The organism is Pseudoalteromonas sp. SWYJZ19 (assembly GCF_015864375.1).
Lineage (GTDB): Bacteria > Pseudomonadota > Gammaproteobacteria > Enterobacterales > Alteromonadaceae > Pseudoalteromonas > Pseudoalteromonas arctica.
In genome coordinates this window covers 72,751-91,503 of record NZ_JADYXI010000009.1, presented here as the reverse complement: position 1 = coordinate 91,503, position 18,753 = coordinate 72,751, and the positions used below count along the sequence as shown (strand labels likewise).

The following is an 18,753-nucleotide window of genomic DNA, read 5'->3' as shown; positions in this document are numbered from 1 at the left end:
TAAGTTAAACCCAACGAATATTCAATATTAGACAACTAGCCTGGCAGAGAGGGTAACCACCACTCTTTAAATATATTTGAAAATGGTGGTAGGATAAGCAAAGCGCCATCCGACACAGTAACTTATTTGAGTGTCGACGCACATAAACAGCTAATTTATATAGAAGAATAAAGCAAGACAGGCACCTTAATTGAACAAGCAAAACTATCCCAATTAAGATGGGTGTCACGTTAATTCTGTGTTGACGCCATAGTCTCTTGTTATATTTCAGTTTAACTCAGAAAGCTTAAAGCTCTCCGAATGGATACAAAAGGATATTTCGCCTTTTGGACCAATTGGGTATTTATAATTTGCATGTACAGTAATATCTGGGATGCTAGCTTCAGTGATGGTATGAAAAACAGTAGCATAACCTTCTTTATGTATCTCTGGGTATTCTGCATTTGCATAAAACTGAATAGGTAAAACCAAATCATTGTCTTTACCAACTTGAAAGTGCACGGTTGCTAATTCCATTTTATTAACTTGCATGGGGATAAAAAGTTTTGATGGGTTGATATATTTTTCCTTCACTTCACCTAATTCAAATATCGGAGAATATTCAGTATCTTCACCACAAGCATTAACAAAACTACTAAATAGAATAAAAAATATAAAACTTAATTTATACACCCAAACCTTCCCTGAAATATAACGAGCCTGTAGATTAACTCGTTTTTTATTTGTTTTTATTGATAAATAAACCATAGCTGAGTTCCTATTTTGGTTCAATCGATTACTGTGTTTTTCATAGAATATAAAAAGCTGGTTTGGTGTTGTTTCAATTGGTGTTTTGGAAGGGATTTCGCGTGTTTGAGTGGCTTTTATTTAGGGTAAAAGGGCTTACCCTTCTTAATGCATCATGTTTTGCAATTTTTCTATATTATGAACAAGACAATACAGTTGCCGCAGCGTGAAGTAAGGCATTCACTTTTGTTTGACCCCGTAAGGTCAATTTATTCATTCCTTTATTCACTGTAACATTCCGTTTTTTATTTGAAGGAAAGCCGGTTCAATACAGCCTAGTCGTTTGCCATTCTTTAATAAACAGCTATCGTCGCCCCATTGGGCTATCTATTTTTACTTTCATTTTGTCTACATAGCTCAGCTTTTTGCGTGATTCATTATTTATAATAATGCACTCTTCATGCTGTTTTTGTTGGCTTTTTCGAAAAAACTTAGGATGGGTGTCTTGTTAATTTTTGTTAATTTTTAATACCCCAAGACACGCCAATTCGCCAAACTAAATTAAGCAAGACAGGCATCTTAACTGAACAAGCAAAGCTATCCCAATTAAGATGAGTGTCACGTTAATTTCGTTGTGGGGAGTATTGCTTACTTATAATATGGTGCGATACCAGATGGTAAAAATGTGCCACACATTAAAAAGTGATTATTTACCATACCAACTCAGTTTCAATGGTAGTTTAGCTCAAATAATGAGGTTGCTTGTTGGGGGGGGGGGGACCCCACAGAGGTACAAAATACCATAAAAAGAGATAGACTTAATGTAATCCAATGATTTTAAATGTATTATTAAAACATAGGATATTAAGCGTATCATTGAATTTTTGATTTAAAGGATTATAGATGTTAAATAGTATTGTTTCTCAATTGCTTGAAAATGAAGATGAAAAAATCTGGTTAGAATATAAATCTTATTGGTACTGGCCTGAATCAGATACGAATAAAATAGGAAAAGGGTGGGGAGAGTTTTTAAAAGACTTTGCCGCATTATTCAATTCAGAAGCATCTGGAAGTGGTACAAAATATTTTATCATTGGTTTTGATGAAACAACAAAATTAACACAGAACTTTAAAATAGATATAAACGATAAAAATCTTTCCATATTTAATGATTTGCCTAAATTTAAAAATACACTTATCAAAAAACTAAAAAATAGCTTTAGAAGTATTCCTGAATACAACGGATCTCATTCATTAGATAATATAGAGTCATTTTTCGAAGTATGCACAACTGAAATTAAAGGGCATGAAGTTCTTGTTATCAGGGTTGGAATCGCTCCATATATTTTAGAACTTACCAAACTACTTCAGGGCAATGAGAGCTTTAGAGAAGGGAGTATCCCCGTTAGAAAGAACAAGCCAGATGGTTCACCTGAAAATGTAAATGCAAGTAGAGATGAGTCGAGCATTTTAATTAGCAAGATTAAAAGCCAAGGCTCTTTTCATTACCCGTTAAAAGAAACAAGTATTGAAAAGGTAGTAGAGTTATTTAAAGCAAAGTTTTTCCCTAATTCTACAATTAATTGCCCAATTAAAGAGATAAGTAATACATCTGGACTCAGATATGAAATTTTTGAAATATCTGGAGAGTACGTCCAACGTGTTAATTTTATATATTTTACCGCCTATACAACTCAAACTAAGTCCTTCCAAGATATTAAAGCTAGATATAGCCTCAAAGAAGGGAAAACCATACTTCTTACTGATGAGCTAAATAAAAGAAAAGGGCAAGTAGATAAGAATCGTTTGAAACAAATGTTTAGTGCTGAATGTAGTGATATAGAGGTCTATTATTTAGAAGAGTTTGCTCTTAAAAAGTTGTACAGTGATTTGTTTGACCCTGACATCTTTCATCAAGGGGGCTTTAATATCAATGATTATATTCAACCTTACACTACCATATCACATGAAAAAACTGCTGATATCCTTTTGGCTGAGTGGTATCAAAGTGAAAATGCGCCATTACTTGTTGTTAAAGGTGCGGGGGGAATTGGTAAAACCACAGTTGTGAAACACTTTCTTGATTCTATTCATAAAAATAATAAGGATTCTACAAATATACTTTTCATTAGTTCTCATGAAATAATTAATGAAATAATGAGAAATCCAAAAATAGATAATATTTTTGATTTTTATCAAATTGTAGCTGAAAAAAATGATGTACAAAATAGGTTTAATCGTAATTTACTTGAGCTTTCCGTTGATCATGGAGACTTAATTATTGCATTAGACGGTATAGATGAAGTTATTGCAAAAATTGGCACGAAATTTAATATAGCTAAGCTGATAGAGTCTATTTTTACAGGATATTCAGAAAACCTTGCTAAGACCAAAGTAATTATAACTTGCCGTGACTATTTTTGGAGTGAAGAGATTGTTTCATCTAATATAGACACGATCTCTTTATTACCGTTTGATAAAGTGCTTGCTAACAAATATTTTAGTAAACATTTTAAAGAACCTAGTAAAGTTAAAAAAGCAATGGCACAGGCTGATAGCTTCGCTCTTAGTAATGAAGGTGAAGATATATTTATTCCTTATGTTTTAGATATGATAAAGGATAATCTGCTAAGTAACGTGAGTTCAAAAGAAAGTAAATCTTCAAGTTTACTGAAGTTAGAGCATACAAATGATTATCTTATATTCAAGGTATGTGAACGAGAAATAATTAAATTAAACAACACAGATATAGATAAACAAGTTGAATTATTTATTTATATAGCACATAGATTCAATGGTGTTGTACATAGCGAACATTTTAACCAAGTTAATAATGCTATTAGTGCTAGTTTTACAGAAGCGGCTGTTGACAAATTTAAAGCACATCCTCTTTTAGCTTTTGATACTGTAAATAATACATTACAGTTTAGATATGATTTCTTTAATGAATACTTCAAAGTAATTGCACTAGTTAGATTTTTTAATAGCTTGAATATTGATAGTGTTGAAGATGACATTATCAATATTATTAAGGAATATTTAAATTATGACGGAAGTTTTGTATTTAATGTAAAAGAAAGGCTTTCCCGGGAAGTAAAAGATTCTTTAAAAGATTTCATTTGGGAGTTCATCAACTCAAAAATTAAGGAGTTAAACTATTTCTCGGATTATGATTTACGTAAGGTAAGTTCAGCATTATTTACATTCTTGTTATCAATAAGTGAGTCTAAAGATAGAAAGAGTAATACTAATTTACTAAAACTAATACATGGTAATGGAGCCGACCAAATTAGTGACTTTAATTTAATTGATCTTCACCCTGCTGGTAATATTAAACCAACATTTGATTTCAGTGATCTCGAATTTAAAAATTGTTATTTCGAAAACTATGAATACTTCTCTGCATGCAATTTTAACTCTAAATCTTGTTTTAAGGACTCATGGTTTAAGAAGCCCCTTCATCGTTCTGGCTTAAAAACTAATCTTAGTGCTGAAAACTTTCAAACTGATTCATGTGACACTTCAGGTTTAGGTGTTATTTTAGACGAGATAGTAAGTAAAAGTAATGATAATCAAGAGGATATAGGAGCTAATTTAAAGAAGGTATTAAGTTTATTTTGGAGTAATAGCTCTTTTAGAGAAAAATTAGTTCTCAATATTCATAGACAAACAAAACATCGAGCAATGTTCTTTAGTCGTTTAATAGAGTGTGAAGTCATTCTTTCAAAGTATGTTAAAAGTAAGAATAGTAAACCTGATAAAAAGTATTATATCAATCCTAAGTATAGTAATTTAAGAAAAATTATGGAAGAAAATGATAGCTGTCTTGAGTTCGAACAAATTGTTGAATTACTAAGTTGATAAAAATTTTGATGGTTATTCAATAAAAACTCAAACCAAGCATGTATGCTGTTTTCTTAGTATTTTTGACCAAGTAATATTCTATATTGATCGCTATAATCAGTATCGATAAGTAGAAATTGTAACTCAACTTTTTTAACAATAGCGGCATGAGCCATTTAATCATTAAATTTAAGATATTGTGGCTGAGTGAAATTTTCCATTGATTTATAAGCATGCGAAATAACTTTGGGGGCGTTAGCACCTTAGGATAAATATTCTAATGTCAGCTATCCTTGCTGATAGCTGACATTAGATTTAGATAAACTCTTGCAAGTAAAAATTAGAATGACAGCCACTCTAATTACTTTGCAAATCGTTAGCTAAAAATGAAATAAACTAGATTACAATGGGTGGCTAGATAAACGCTTCCTAAACGGCGTCAATGCCCAAATTGGTCAGTCAAACTCAGTTAAAAGTAACGTATAGCAAGCATTACTACTCTTATTTTATATTTACCGAGGATGACGTATTTAATTGCGAGTAATTAAGTACGATAAAGTACTTTAATTACATGCCAGCCAAATTTAGTTTTAACTAGGTGGGGTTCTAAAATTGCACCTTTAAATGCAATTTTATCAAACTGTGGGACCATTTGTCCGCGTCCAAATTCACCTAAGTCACCGCCTTTTTTACCCGATGGGCATGATGAGTATTTTTTAGCTAAGGTTTGAAACTTTGCACCTTTACCTAATTGCTTAATAATATCTTCTGCAATCTCTTTGTGCTTAACCAAAATGTGAAGTGCATGTGCTGTGTTTGCCATGAAAAAAGCCTTTTATACCGTTAGCTAAAATTAAACGCGGCGATTTTAACACAACCCCATAAACCTAGCATCTACTTATACTACAGTGTATTAACGCCTAATTTATAAATAATGTTTAGCATCATCTGGGGTGGGAATTCTGCAGTACTGATATTTGCCAAATAAGGTATAGCGGTTTAAAGCAACCTTATCGTATAACCAATTATTAAACCTATTTGGCAAAATACTAAATGCGTTTGCTAGTTTGTATGGGTAACCAAGTTGCTTAACAACGTTAAAAAAAGCGTGACTTTGTGTATACGCTTTGCCGTTTTCTAGGTAAACCATTGAGGCATACTCAGTTGTTGAAAAACCAAAATGCGTTAATAGCAATTCACCTTTTGGAGATTGCACACTGCATAATTTAAAAGTAGTCTGTGTATCGTGAGTAATAATAAAATTACACCACGCGCTGCAAAGCTTACATTGCGCGTCGAATAATATAATTTTTTGATTAAGCATTATTGTAGCTGCATCATCGCTCATAACACCTTCCTTAAATTAAGTACTAAACTACTGCTGCACCGGCTTTTTTTGTAATTTACGCTGTAACGTGCGCCTATGCATATTAAGTTGCCGTGCGGTAACCGACACATTGCCATTATTGCTGTGAAGCACTTGTTGAATATGCTCCCACTCTAAGCGCTCCGGCGACATAACTGCATCATCGATAACATTCGATGCCGATGCCACAGGCTCGGTGTTAAGCGCTTTTAATAATGTTGCCATATCAACCGGCTTTGTAAGGTAGTCGTTTGCGCCTAAACGCATTGCCTCTACTGCGGTTGCTATACTTGCAAACCCAGTTAGTAAAACAATATGTGCTTGTGCAAGTAAACTACGCAGCGGCTTTATGAGTGCAAGTCCGTTATCGTCACCTAGTTTCATGTCTAATAAAACAAAGTCGGGCAATAGTTTGCGCGCAACAAGTAACGCATCGCTTTGGTTATGCGCCACCTCGCAAGTAAAGCCTTGTTTAGTTAGGCGCCTTGCAAGTGTGCTGGCTAAATTAATATCGTCTTCAATTATAAGTAACTTCATGAGGCGTTATTCTCAGTGTTTACAATAGCGAGTTTAACTTTGGCGACAGCACCGCCACCTGCATGGTTAAACAAGGTAAGTGAGCCATTTAAACGCTCAAAAGTAACATTTGATAAAAGCACAGCAAGCCCCATTCCTTGATCGCTTGGCATAAGTTGCCCACCCAGCTCTGCTAATTGCGGTGACGAAAAGCCACGGCCAAAATCACGAATTAACAAGTAAACGCATTCGCTATGTAAGTTATCTTGCTGCCAACTCAGCTCTAATTGAGTTTGACCTTGTTTTTGATTAGCAAGCGCGGCGTTTTGCAATAAATTTAAAATAGCGGGTAATAACATCGCATCACTCAATAGCGTTGCCGCAATAGGTGGCGTAATCCATTTAATGTGCTGATCAGGGTATTGCAGTAAAAGTGTGTCTGTAATTTGTGTTTGCAGTTGCTTTACCGTTACATGTTCTTGTGAATTTTTAAGGCGTAACTGCCTTGAGAGTTTTCTAAAGTCGTTAAGCTGTGTACTACACTGAGTAAGCGGCGCTTGCATGTGCTTAACAATAGGGTTGTTTGGTTGATCTTCTAATAACTCTTCAAAGAGTAACTGTAAGTTTGCTATAGGGGTCGCTAGTTGATGAGTTATTTGCGCAGCAGCGCCATCTAAGGTAACAAGCTGTTCGTTACGTAATTGTTTTTCACGCACATTTGCAATAATACGCTCTCGCTCTTTAAGTGCCCTGCTCATTGCGCCAATCACTAATGCAATTACGCTAGCACTTAAAACAAAATTAACCCACATGCCAATAAAGTGACCACTCATATTCATTTGATGCATACTGTGATCGGGCATCTTTATCAGTAAAAAACTGTATGCGGCAATGGCTAATACTGCAATATAAGCTAATCCTTTTTCTCGCAGCGTAACAGCAGCTATCATTATCGGGAGCAATAACAACGATACAAATGCATTAGTTGCACCGCCGCTTAGCGAAAGCAAAACCGTTAAAAATAATACATCTGCAGTTAGCTGCATCAACATACCCACAGGTTTAGCGCGGCTCACATTACGATAAGCAAACAGGCTAATAAGCTGAAAAACAGCCTCTAACGCAATAACAATCAGTAAAGGCAGTAACGCAATTTGATATTCTAGTAAAAAATAAACGCTAAGCACAGCGATTAACTGCACGGCAATTGCGCCGCTTCGCAGCATTAATAGTCGACTAATAGTGGGGTCGGTTCGCATTAACAAGAGGTAATTGCCTAATCAAATGTTTAATAAGGTTATTTTAACGGGTATATGATTTTTAATCATCATCCATCGAAATTGAAAACGGTGCACAAGGCGTTCCTTGATGAAACACCATTTTCCATTGTTTATTAGTTTGGCGCCAAAGCGACATACGTAACGAGTAATTAAACTCAGCGCGAGCAGAGCGTCTATAAGCGGCTTGGTAACTTAGTTGTACTACATCATCGCTCAGCATTCGGCCCTTAAAATGCTGATTATAAAATTGTGGTACAACCTCGGTAGGTAAACGGGTAAGCACTTGGTATTTATTGAACGTAGTGCCGTTGGCAGCAATTTCGATAAATTCATCATCGAGTAAAGCATCTAATGCGCGCTCAGATTGGCGAACTTCTGGGTCTAGTAACTGGCGCTCAGCGTCAATCAAATGATTAAACAACGACACTTTTATTTTGCTGCTCATAACCTTCCCTATTGTTTATAAACTTGCCCGGCTTTCATAACAAATTGCACGTTTTTAAGTACGTCGATATTTTTAAGCGGTGAGCCATTCACACTGATAATATCTGCTTGTTTACCAACACTCAAGTCGCCAATGAGTGCGCTTTGCCCCAGCAGTTTAGCTGCATGTATAGTTGCTGATTTAATAGCTTGGGCTTCGCTCATTCCATTGTTTACCATTAAACTAAATTCGTTAGCATTGAGCCCATGACGCGACACACCAGAGTCTGTTCCAAAAGCTATATTAACCTCATTTTTCAGTGCAAGCTTGAACGACGCTTGCATTTTTGGAGTCACTTCACGCACTTTGTCGGCTATTGCCGGTGGCATATTTGGATTTGTTAGCACCTCTTCACTTACCGTTGCCCCCGCTAAAAGCGTCGGTACTAAATAAGCTCCCGTTTTTTTAAATAACTTTATTGCCTCTTTATCTAAATAAGAGCCATGCTCAATAGAATCTACACCGGCTTTTAAGGCCGCTTTTATACCTTGTGTACCGTGTGCATGCGCTGTAACTTTACGACCCAAGTGATGAGCAGTATCAACAATTGCAATCAGCTCTGCATCTGTAAGTTGTTGGTTAACACCAGCAGCGGTATTACTTAGTACTCCACCCGTGGCAGTAATTTTAATTACATCAGCGCCACTTTTAATTACCTCGCGTACCGCACGGCTACAATCATCCGCGCCATTACATATACCAATCCCGCCTGTAACTGCATCTGTAATATCTTTTCGATAACCGTGCATATCTGCGTGTCCACCGGTAGGCGATATTGTATTACCCGCTGCAAAAATGCGAGGGCCGTTAATATCATTTCGCTCAATAGCACGTTTTAGCGGAAATATAACTTTGTGATCGCTACCTAAATCTCGCACTGATGTAAAACCCGCATCGAGCGTACGTTGTAAATATTTAATTGAGCGCAAAGCATAATCGGCGTCATATTCTGTTGCCCAGCGATGAGGGTTTGCTTTAGCATCTCGCTCAAACGTAACGTGAACATGCATATCAATAAGACCAGGCATTACAAATTGATTTTTAAGATTGATAATATCGGCGTCAGGTAGGTTAAGTTCTGCTTTTGTGAGGTAGCCGTTTTTAATGGCTGTTATTGTATTATCTGTTATGACTAGCGTTTGCTCTGTTTTTACTTTTTGATCCTCGGATGTAAGTAAACTGCCCGCATAAATAATTTTATGCTGTTGAGCAAATGCTCCATTTGTTATTAATGCCAGCGTTATTGAAGTGAATGTTGTTATTAGTGTTGTTTTCATACTTGCTCCTTTTTTATACTAGCATTACCCTAAATAACCTGTAATTGCTAATATTTACGATACAAAACATGCTATAAACTAGTCTTGAAAGCCGTTTTTTGGTATAACTCACCCATTAGTAATACATGTCAGACCACCTTAAGAGAACATACTATGCCTTACGCACATATCACTGGTTGGGGTAAATGCATTCCACCAGCAAGCATTAGCAACGATGAAATTAGTGAAATAGTTGATACCACCGACGAGTGGATAACCACGCGTACTGGCATTAAATCTCGCCGAGTGAGCCATGTAAGTACCGCCGAGCTGGCAACCGTTGCAGCTAAGCATGCTATTGCGTGCGCAGGCGTTGACCCTAAAGATATTGATTTAGTTATATTAGCCACTTGTACACCTTCTACTGTTGTGGCAAATACCGCCTCACAAGTGCAAAAAAATATTGGTGCAACAGGCGCTGCCGCAATGGATACAAACGCGGCATGTTCGGGCTTTTTATATGCATTGCAAGCTGCTACAGCACAAATTCAAGCGGGTATGATCAAAAAAGCAGTGGTCATTGCCGCTGAGCGTATGACCTGGTATGTAAACTGGGCACGTCGCGACAGCGCTGTTTTATTTGGCGATGGCGCAGGTGCTGTCGTACTTGAAGCGGCAGATACGCCAGCTGGTTTACTAGCAACCAAAACTGGTTGCGACAGTGAAGACCGCGATATTTTACACATCACTAACTTTGGTAGTGATTTAAATAAATATGAGCCAATTGGTCCATCTGATTTATTATTTGAAGGTCGTGAAATTTTCAAACGTGCTGTCAAAGGCATGAGCGAAGCGTGCGACGATGTACTTAAACAAGCCGATTTGAGCCTTGATGACATTAATGTACTCGTTCCACACCAAGCTAACTTACGTATTATTCAAGCTATTCAGCATCGTTTAAAAGTACCTGACGAAAAAGTAATGGTTAACATTGGTGAGTATGGTAATACCTCTGCTGCTACGATTGCTATTGCGTTATGTGAAGCCGTTGAGCAAGGGTTAATTAAACCGCATTCAAACATTATGTCTGCTGCATTTGGTGCAGGCCTTACCTGGGCTGCAAGTTACATAAAATGGGGCGAACGCGTAACGCCTATTAGTGTAAGCGATGCCGCTTTACCGCCATGTGATAAAACCGGTTTAGAACTTGTAGCACCGGCAGTTAAAGCATGTAAAGAAGCGCAGCCAAGCTAACACAACATGTAATAAGTCACATATAAAACGCACTTAATTAAGTGCGTTTTTGCTTTTTAAGGAATTAAATTTGAAACTTTTAGGTATTCACCACGCTGCCATTATTTGCAGTGACTATGCACGTTCTAAACACTTTTATAGCAATGTACTTAAACTTAACGTTATTAATGAGCACTTTAGAGCTGATCGTAATTCATATAAATTAGATTTAGCCATGCCAGATGGTAGCCAAATAGAGCTATTTTCGTTTGATGGAGCGCCCGCAAGACCAAGCTATCCCGAAGCACACGGCTTAAGACATTTAGCTTTTAAGGTAGCGGATGTACAGATTGCAAAAACGTATTTAGAGTCGTGCGAAGTAAACGTTGAGGATATTAGAGTGGATGAAATAACCGGCAAAAAGTTTACCTTTTTTGCCGATCCAGATAACTTGCCACTTGAGCTTTATGAGGTTTAAAACTCATAAGCTCAAGTTCTTACTATTGAATCAAAAACTTATTTATTAAAACGATTTTGTAAGTAGTTAAATACAGCACGAATACCTAATGCTTCACCACCCGTTGGACGACCTGGTAATGCACGTAAGTTCCACGCCATTACATCAAAGTGTACCCACGGTGTTGTTGGCTCAACAAATTCTTTTAAGTAAAGCGCCGCAGTAATAGCACCACCAAACGGTGTACTTGCGCAATTTGCCATATCGGCTACATCACTTTTTAGTAAGCTTTTATATTGCTCAAACAACGGAAGTTGCCAAACAGGGTCATGTACGCTTAAACCTGCATCAATAATACCATTTGCTACATCGCGCTCTGTTGAGAAAAAGCCCGGAAGCTCCGTGCCTAAGGCAACACGACATGCACCCGTAAGGGTAGCAAAATCAATAATTAGCTCAGGATTATCGTTTTGTGCTTCGCTTAATGCATCACACAATACTAAGCGCCCTTCTGCGTCTGTATTATCAATTTCGACCATAATGCCTTTGCGTGTTTTAACAACATCGCCTGGACGAAACGCGTTACGCGATACCGCATTTTCAACAGCGGGTACAAGCACTCGTAATCTAATTGGTAAGTTAGCTGCCATAATAAGCTGTGCTAGAGCAATAACATGCGCGGCACCGCCCATGTCCTTTTTCATGTTACGCATGCCAGAGCTTGGTTTTAAATCAAGTCCACCTGAGTCAAAACATACGCCCTTACCTACTAGTGTAATTAATGGAGCATCTGTTGCACCCCATTTTAAATCGAGTAAACGCGGTTTATTTTCGCTTGCACGACCCACCATGTGAATAGTCGGGTAGTTTTGCTCTAGTAACTCATCGCCAATCCACTGTGAAAATTCGCCATTGTAAGTTGCAGCTAAATCTTCCATTACTTGCGATAAATGTTGCGGCATCATATCTACCGCTGGCGTATTAACTAAATCACGTGCAAGTGTAATAGCATCAGCTTGTTGGCTAATACGCTCAAACAACGCTTTATCGCTAATGGCTAATTGCGCTTTTGCTGTTGGTTTTTCTTTATATTCACTAAATTCGTAACCACCAAGCACAAACCCTAAAGCAACTTGCTCTACAAAAGCGCTCTCACCTTGAATTTGATAAGTACCAGTAGGAAGTGTATTTGCTAAATTACCCGCAGCCCAAAAATCATCGCTACTTTGCATTAAACAAAATACCTGGCTTAACTCGCCCGTTTTAGCATCAGGGATTAAAGCAACACCTTGCTTTTCGAAACCTGTATTAGTTAACCAATTTTGTATAAATGCAGGCTGCTGTGCTTGCCAGTCAGATAATTCGTTTTTAAGAATAAAAGATAAAGGAATACCAGAAGATGTATGACGTAGTAATGCACTCATTAAAAAGCTCATATAATATAAAAATGGTACTTAAGAGCATATCAATAAGCGCACCTAAAAGGTATCGCTAATTTGAAGGGATTTTAGCTACTTTTTTAAGCTATTTTTGGATTCTTGCTTTTGATTTTCTTGATCTATTTTAGCATCAAGTTCTTTAATAGATTTGTTCATATTAAACGAACTTGGCAGTACATCAACTCCCACTAAACTCCCTAATTTAACAACTAAAGGAATTGTAAGCGGGGCAAAAGGTAATACTGCAAACACACCGAGCCCTAACCCTTTTAAAATATCAACAAACTGTTCATTGGCGCGTTTTAACTCCTCTTTACTTGTTTGGCCTTGAGTGTAGCGCCTATAAATAGAGAGCATTTCTTTGGTTTCTTGTTTTTCTTGCGCAAGTGCAATTTTAAGCGCCACCATAGCACGGCGAAAACGCAGCTGTTGGCGTTTTTTACTAATTTTAACTACCCGCCAAGGTGCACGGTGAATAACTTTATATAATCGCATAACTTTTATTTTCACACAGCAGCACGGGTTCACAAAGAATAATTTACTTACAACATCCTTTAACTTATCCTTTGCACCAAATTAGTATTAAATACATACAACAACACTGAATATGACAAACCAACTACCGCAAAAACCTGAAAAACCAAAATCTGATGAATGTTGTGGTGGTGGCAGTTGCTGCCCCTGCGTGTGGGATGAATATAAAGAAAAATTAGCAACTTGGCGATGTGCACAAAACATTGAAAACCCCACCAAAAAGAAACAAATAAATAACATTTAAATACTGATAACGCATTAATTTTCCTCTCAACAACCCTATTTGCACTTATTTAGTTCATTTTAGCTTTACTTTGCACCATTGTTGCATTTTTTTCTTAAATTGAATCTTTTTGTTATCAAATGGTTAATTAGTAATTGCCCTTCCCGTTTTTTACCTATAGTCTGTAAATAGGACTTCACAAAAAGTAAGCTTAATTGATTAGGCTTTTGAGCTAAACCCTCAAACTTATGTGAAACAAAAAATTAAGTTAAAAATAAATGATGTGAAATTAGCATCAAAAATAAGAATTATTCTAACTGGGGAAAATTAGAATGAAATTAAAAAATAATGCGCTAAACCAAGCAATCAAATTTGCTTTAGCTACAACCACTGCAGGGTTGTTTTTTTCGGGTTCTGCTATTGCAGCAGACGAGCAACAGCAAACTAAAGTAAATAAAAACGTAGAGAAAATTGCCGTAGTAGGTACGCGCTCAGCTCCACGTTCAATCGGTGACTCACCAGTTCCAATCGATATTATTGGCGGCGAAGAATTAGAAAGATCAGGCAATACCGACATGCTTGAGCTTTTAAAAGGTGCCGTGCCATCTTTTAACGTACATCAAAATCCTATTAGTGATGCGGCCTCTCTTGTTCGCCCAGCTAACTTACGTGGTTTACCATCAGACAGCACATTGGTTCTTTTAAACGGCAAACGTCGTCATCGTGCTTCTGTAATTGCATTTTTAGGCGGTGGTATTAACGATGGCGCGCAAGGCGCAGATATTTCAGTTATTCCAAGCATTGCTATTAAACAAGTAGAAGTACTTCGTGATGGCGCAGCAGCTCAGTATGGTTCTGATGCGATTGCCGGTGTAATGAACTTCCAACTAAAAGACGCTTCTGAAGGTGGTAAATTAGAAATCCGCCATGGTCAATTTTATGAAGGCGACGGCGATACAACACAAGTGTCGGGTAACGTGGGTTTACCGTTTACCGACAATGGCTTTGCTAACTTAAGCTTTCAATATAAAACAGCTGATGCAACAAGCCGTTCAGTTCAACGTGCCGATGCCGCAGCACTTTCAGCGGCCGGTGTTCCTGATGTATCTTCTCTTGCACAAGTATGGGGCGCACCAGAAGTAAACGACGATATTACAATTTTTGGTAACGTAGGTTTAGAGCTAACAAACGATTCTGAATTTTACATGTTTGGTAATTACTCTGAACGTGATGTACGTGGTGGCTTTTACTACCGTAACCCGCAAACACGTTCTGGCGTTTACTCAAATGATGGTGGCGAAACACTACTTGTTGCAGATTTAACACCTGATATGAGCGCTAACTGTCCTACTATTGCAATAACAGATGGCAACGTATTAGATGATCCTGCTTATATAAATGGTGTAGCGAACAACCCAGATTGTTTTGCCTTTAACGAAACGCTTCCAGGTGGCTTTACACCTAACTTTGGCGGCAACATTACTGATACGTCTTTAACTATTGGTACTAAAGGGCGATTCACTGGTGGTTTCTTAAAAGATACTTACTATGACTTAAGCGGTACTGTGGGTTTAAATGAATCACGTTACTTCATCTATGACACGGTTAATGCTTCTTTAGGTGCGGATACGCCACGTGACTTCAGTCCGGGTAAATATGAACAGCTAGAGAAAAACTTTAACTTTGATTTATCAAAGGGTGTCGACTTTGGTTTAGCTTATGATGTAAACATTGCCGGTGGTTTTGAATGGCATGAAGAAACATTCACTATCATTTCTGGTGATGAAGAATCTTACACAGCAGGCCCTTTAACAGCACAAGGTTTTGGTATTGGCTCTAACGGCTTCCCTGGTTTTAAACCATCACAAGCAGGTGAGTTTTCTCGTCGTAACTATGCAGCGTATGTTGATGTTGAAGCACCCTTTACTGAAGACTTTTTAATGGGCGTAGCGCTTCGCTTTGAAGACTACGACAGCTTTGGTACTACAACTAACTACAAGGTAATGGCTCAATACCATTTAACTGAAGATTTAAATATTCGTGGTTCTGTAAGTAGCGGTTTCCGTGCACCTACAGTTGGTCAAGCTAACGTAAGTAACGTACAAACAAGCTTAGACAGCGGTGTATTACAAGATTCAGCGCTTCTTCCACCAACAAACCCTATTGCAGTGCAATTAGGTGGTACAGAGCTTGAGCCGGAAGAATCACAAAGCTATACACTTGGTGCTGTATACACAATCGGCGAGTTATTTTTAACGCTTGATTACTACAACATTCAAGTAGATGACCGTATTAGCCAATCAGATAAAATCAACTTAAGCCAAGCAGATAAAGATACACTTACAGCCGCTGGAGTTCCTAATGTACAAGGTCTTGCTCAGGTAAGCTTTTTTACAAATGACTTTGATACAACAACTCAAGGTATCGATTTAGTTGCAAACTATACTGCTGAACTAATGGGCGGTAGCTCTACATTTAGTCTTGCTTATAACTGGAATGATACTGAAGTAACTCAATTTAGTGAGATTACAGGTGCGTTTAAAGTTAAACGCTTAGAAGAAGATTTACCTAACCATCGTGCAACGTTCACATTGTCTCAACAATGGGAATCAGTTTCTGCATTTGCTCGTGCAAACTACTACGGCGAATACCAAGGTGTTCACGTTGATTATGATGCAACAGCTAAAACAGCAGATGCTGCAGTCACTATTGATGCTGAAGTAACTTACTTCTTAAATGAATCAGTTAGCTTCTCTGTAGGCGCTCAAAACTTATTCGACCAAGATGCTGAAAAACTTGATTTTGCAGATGCAACGGGTATCCCTAATAACAACTGGGGTGGTCAGTTCTACGAAACATCTCCGTTTGGTATTAACGGTGGCTTTTACTACGCTAAAGCAACATATACTTTTTAAACTATTTTCATGAAGAACCAAAGGCGAAATGTTAAAGACATTTCGCCTTTTTAATTTTATAGTTAATAAAAATAATAATAATGTCTAACTATGTTACTTAATAAAGCCAACCAATTATTTCAACAAAATAAACTCAAAGAAGCTGAGTTTCATTTTAAAACGCTATTAAATAGTAATCCCGAAAATGGTGAAGCTTTATTTGGCTTAGGCAGAATTGCCCTACGATTAGAGCGTTATGACGCTGCCGTGTACTTACTCCAAAAAGCGTGTGAGCGCATGCCTCATATGCTTGAACCATTACATGCCCTTGCTGATGCATTTAACGGTGTTAATTCGCCAAACGATGCGTTAACGGTGCTCGAATACGCAAAAAAATTAGCAAGTCATAACCCAGAGCCTCATTATTACTTAGCACAGCACTATTTAACACATGGCGAGTTAGATAAAGCCCATACAACCTTTGCTCATGCACTCAGTATTGGGGTATACCCTGTAACAGCTTATATTTTATTTGAACTTGTGCAGTTAGGCCGGTTTGATAAAGAGCATAATTATGTAAGTAATTTGCACCACTTACTAACTCAAACGAGCAATTTACGTTTAAAAATGGTGTGTTACTACGCATTAGCAAACAGTTACGATGCACTTGAAGATACCGAGCAAGCATTTAATTATTTTATATTGGCAAATAAATTACAAAGAAAATTAAGTGAATTTAACACTAAAGATTTAATCCCTTTTTACGATGAAATAATAAAATACAACACCGAGGAATTTATTGCCTCTGCCGATAAAAAATTTACAGGTAATATTACACCTGTATTTATTATTGGTATGCCTCGTAGTGGCTCTACCCTCCTGGAGCAAATGTTGGCAAGCCATAGTCAGTTTTCGAGCCTAGGAGAAAGTACGAGTATTAGTAATAACGCGGTTGCTTTTATCGAGCAAAAAACGGGAGTTGCTTACCCGCAATGTTTAGCGCATTTAACGCCTGACTTAATCAAAAAAGCCCGCGAGCTTTATATCGCAACATTAAAAACAGCATCGCCCATCAGACCTTTTATAATAAATAAACTGCCGAGTAATTATCAGTCGCTCGGACTAATATATATCCTATTTCCAAATGCCAAATTTATAAACTTAAGTCGCAACTTTAATGCTACTGCGTTTTCTATTTTCACTAATTACTTTGCCGAAAACGAGCCTTATTTTTGCTCACTACCTGAGTTTAAGCTTTACCATAGTGTGTATGAAAAACTGATGAGCCATTGGTACTCCTTTAAAAGTATGCCAATTTATGATGTCAGTTACGAAGATTTAGTGAGCAACCCAAAAGAGCAGCTAACGCAGTTACTTGGTTTTTTAAACTGTCATTTTGAACAGCGCTGTTTAGCGTTTTATAAGCATAAAAAACCAGTAACCACGTTGAGTAAGCATGCTATTCGCCAGCCTATTAATAACACAGCAATCGCTAAGTGGGAGCGCTACAAAACACCTCTTCTAAAGTTACTTAATGAGAATTAGAATGCGCTCTAAACCAATTAAGTAAATCTTTAAATTGATCATCACGCGCACTTGGGTGGGTAAGCATATTAATATGGTCGTAATCAAAATTATGTCCGTGTTTACGACCGTAAATTTGCATTTTTTGAATGCCAGGCCCAGATTCGTCCATAAATTTTTGAATATCGATTGACTGTGCTAATGCTTTATCTTTTACTGCAGAAATATGAAGCGTTGGCGGTAAATGCAGTCTGTTTAGCGCTTTTGCATAATTAAAATGATCATCAGAGTCTATCCATGGCTTCTTTTTAGCCCATTGCATACTTTGATAATGCGACTTTTGAGTTTCGTTATCGCTTCCCCACTTATAGCCTTTTGCATTTAAATAACCGTGTTTTTTAGCGAGCAAAGGCGCCATAAAGTACCAAATCAAATTGGCTTGTAATAATTTTTGAGGATGGTTATTAAATAAAGAGCGTTTAGAGCCAAAATACACACATGCTTTTACATCGTTAATATATTCAGGAAAACGTGCAAACGCACTATTCATTAATACCCCGCCCCAAGAATGAGCGACCCAATAATCGGGCTTTTTACCTTCAATCAACTCTATTTGATTAATAAAAGCAGGGATATCTTCTAAAATAGCCTCCGTTTGCCCGTACTTAGCGTCACTTGAAATAACCGGTTTACTATCACCTCGGCCCCGTAAATCAGCAACATAACAACAATATCCATGCTCAGCTAAAAATGGTGCGAGCCCTTTATTAGAGTGCGTGTAAAAAATTTTACCGTTTTCTATAGCCCCATGCATAAAAAATACAACAGGCCCTTGCTGATTATCATCGCTAATACGGCGTAAATGGAGGGTTTGTTGATCAGCTAAAGTAATAATTATTGATTGCTGAGAAATGGCCACTGCGGTTCCTTTTTATTATTTTCAACTCATCCTACCAGTAATATTCGATATACCAAAGG

16 protein-coding genes and 2 pseudogenes are annotated in these 18,753 nt (G+C 37.4%); 7 read left to right on the top strand and 11 right to left on the bottom strand.

Going from position 1 to position 18,753, the window contains the following annotated elements; translation table 11 throughout:
• Window positions 1–267: 267 nt before the first annotated feature.
• Together I6F45_RS10920 and I6F45_RS21615 are read right to left on the bottom strand one after the other, a co-directional pair.
• Entirely contained in the window at window positions 268–747 is a 480-nt protein-coding gene (locus tag I6F45_RS10920; protein ID WP_197160470.1) for a hypothetical protein, read from the bottom strand.
• 144 nt (window positions 748–891) lie between these two features.
• Window positions 892–1,210: pseudogene (locus tag I6F45_RS21615) on the bottom strand (hypothetical protein); the annotation flags it as partial.
• A 148-nt stretch (window positions 1,211–1,358) separates the two neighbouring features.
• Here I6F45_RS21615 and I6F45_RS10915 point away from each other — a divergent pair.
• Both I6F45_RS10915 and I6F45_RS10910 read left to right on the top strand, forming a co-directional pair.
• Window positions 1,359–1,496, top strand: a pseudogene (locus tag I6F45_RS10915) (IS4 family transposase); the annotation flags it as partial.
• Between the two features lie 133 nt (window positions 1,497–1,629).
• A complete protein-coding gene (locus I6F45_RS10910) occupies window positions 1,630–4,587 on the top strand; it encodes an NACHT domain-containing protein (RefSeq protein ID WP_197160468.1) in 2,958 nt (985 codons plus the stop codon).
• A gap of 526 nt (window positions 4,588–5,113) precedes the next feature.
• On the opposite strand, the gene I6F45_RS10905 is transcribed toward I6F45_RS10910, so the two are convergent.
• The 6 genes from I6F45_RS10905 to I6F45_RS10880 all read right to left on the bottom strand — a co-directional run bounded on the left by I6F45_RS10905 (window position 5,114) and on the right by I6F45_RS10880 (window position 9,492).
• Window positions 5,114–5,392 (bottom strand): peptidylprolyl isomerase, encoded by a 279-nt coding sequence (locus I6F45_RS10905; protein ID WP_008171402.1) that lies wholly within the window; start codon window positions 5,390–5,392, stop codon window positions 5,114–5,116.
• Window positions 5,393–5,494: 102 nt separating this feature from the next.
• Window positions 5,495–5,917 carry a thiol-disulfide oxidoreductase DCC family protein gene (locus I6F45_RS10900; protein ID WP_197160466.1) on the bottom strand — a complete coding sequence of 141 codons (423 nt, stop codon included), beginning with the start codon at window positions 5,915–5,917 and terminating at the stop codon, window positions 5,495–5,497.
• A gap of 27 nt (window positions 5,918–5,944) precedes the next feature.
• Window positions 5,945–6,472, bottom strand: a complete 528-nt coding sequence (locus I6F45_RS10895) for a response regulator transcription factor (RefSeq protein WP_197160464.1) — start codon at window positions 6,470–6,472, stop codon at window positions 5,945–5,947.
• On the bottom strand, window positions 6,469–7,710 hold the full coding sequence (locus tag I6F45_RS10890; protein WP_197160502.1) for a sensor histidine kinase: 1,242 nt from the start codon (window positions 7,708–7,710) through the stop codon (window positions 6,469–6,471). The genes I6F45_RS10895 and I6F45_RS10890 overlap by 4 nt, the downstream gene beginning before the upstream one ends.
• Before the next feature lie 61 nt (window positions 7,711–7,771).
• Window positions 7,772–8,176, bottom strand: coding sequence for a nuclear transport factor 2 family protein (locus tag I6F45_RS10885; protein WP_197160462.1), 405 nt, complete (start codon window positions 8,174–8,176; stop codon window positions 7,772–7,774).
• An 8-nt stretch (window positions 8,177–8,184) separates the two neighbouring features.
• Window positions 8,185–9,492, bottom strand: coding sequence for a metal-dependent hydrolase family protein (locus I6F45_RS10880; protein ID WP_197160460.1), 1,308 nt, complete (start codon window positions 9,490–9,492; stop codon window positions 8,185–8,187).
• 153 nt (window positions 9,493–9,645) lie between these two features.
• Between I6F45_RS10880 and I6F45_RS10875 the strand changes: the two genes are divergently transcribed.
• On the top strand, window positions 9,646–10,725 hold the full coding sequence (locus I6F45_RS10875; protein WP_008133848.1) for a ketoacyl-ACP synthase III: 1,080 nt from the start codon (window positions 9,646–9,648) through the stop codon (window positions 10,723–10,725).
• A 70-nt stretch (window positions 10,726–10,795) separates the two neighbouring features.
• A complete protein-coding gene (gene gloA2, locus I6F45_RS10870; protein ID WP_197160458.1) occupies window positions 10,796–11,182 on the top strand; it encodes an SMU1112c/YaeR family gloxylase I-like metalloprotein in 387 nt (128 codons plus the stop codon).
• Window positions 11,183–11,220: 38 nt separating this feature from the next.
• On the opposite strand, the gene I6F45_RS10865 is transcribed toward gloA2, so the two are convergent.
• Window positions 11,221–12,585, bottom strand: coding sequence for a leucyl aminopeptidase family protein (locus I6F45_RS10865; protein ID WP_010553989.1), 1,365 nt, complete (start codon window positions 12,583–12,585; stop codon window positions 11,221–11,223).
• 87 nt (window positions 12,586–12,672) lie between these two features.
• A complete protein-coding gene (locus tag I6F45_RS10860) occupies window positions 12,673–13,095 on the bottom strand; it encodes a hypothetical protein (RefSeq protein WP_007582356.1) in 423 nt (140 codons plus the stop codon).
• Between the two features lie 112 nt (window positions 13,096–13,207).
• Here I6F45_RS10860 and I6F45_RS10855 point away from each other — a divergent pair, with 112 nt between their 5' ends.
• The 3 genes from I6F45_RS10855 (at window position 13,208) to I6F45_RS10845 (ending at window position 17,796) form a co-directional block, all read left to right on the top strand.
• The gene (locus I6F45_RS10855) at window positions 13,208–13,378 is read left to right on the top strand and encodes an oxidoreductase-like domain-containing protein (RefSeq protein ID WP_010553991.1); all 171 of its coding nucleotides are present in this window, start codon (window positions 13,208–13,210) and stop codon (window positions 13,376–13,378) included.
• A 311-nt stretch (window positions 13,379–13,689) separates the two neighbouring features.
• Window positions 13,690–16,272, top strand: a complete 2,583-nt coding sequence (locus I6F45_RS10850; RefSeq protein WP_010553992.1) for a TonB-dependent receptor plug domain-containing protein — start codon at window positions 13,690–13,692, stop codon at window positions 16,270–16,272.
• 90 nt (window positions 16,273–16,362) lie between these two features.
• Window positions 16,363–17,796, top strand: a complete 1,434-nt coding sequence (locus I6F45_RS10845; RefSeq protein WP_197160456.1) for a tetratricopeptide repeat-containing sulfotransferase family protein — start codon at window positions 16,363–16,365, stop codon at window positions 17,794–17,796.
• Here I6F45_RS10845 and I6F45_RS10840 read toward each other — a convergent pair.
• The gene (locus I6F45_RS10840) at window positions 17,783–18,694 is read right to left on the bottom strand and encodes an alpha/beta fold hydrolase (protein ID WP_197160454.1); all 912 of its coding nucleotides are present in this window, start codon (window positions 18,692–18,694) and stop codon (window positions 17,783–17,785) included. The two genes, I6F45_RS10845 and I6F45_RS10840, sit on opposite strands and share 14 nt — an antisense overlap.
• Window positions 18,695–18,753 lie beyond the last annotated feature (59 nt).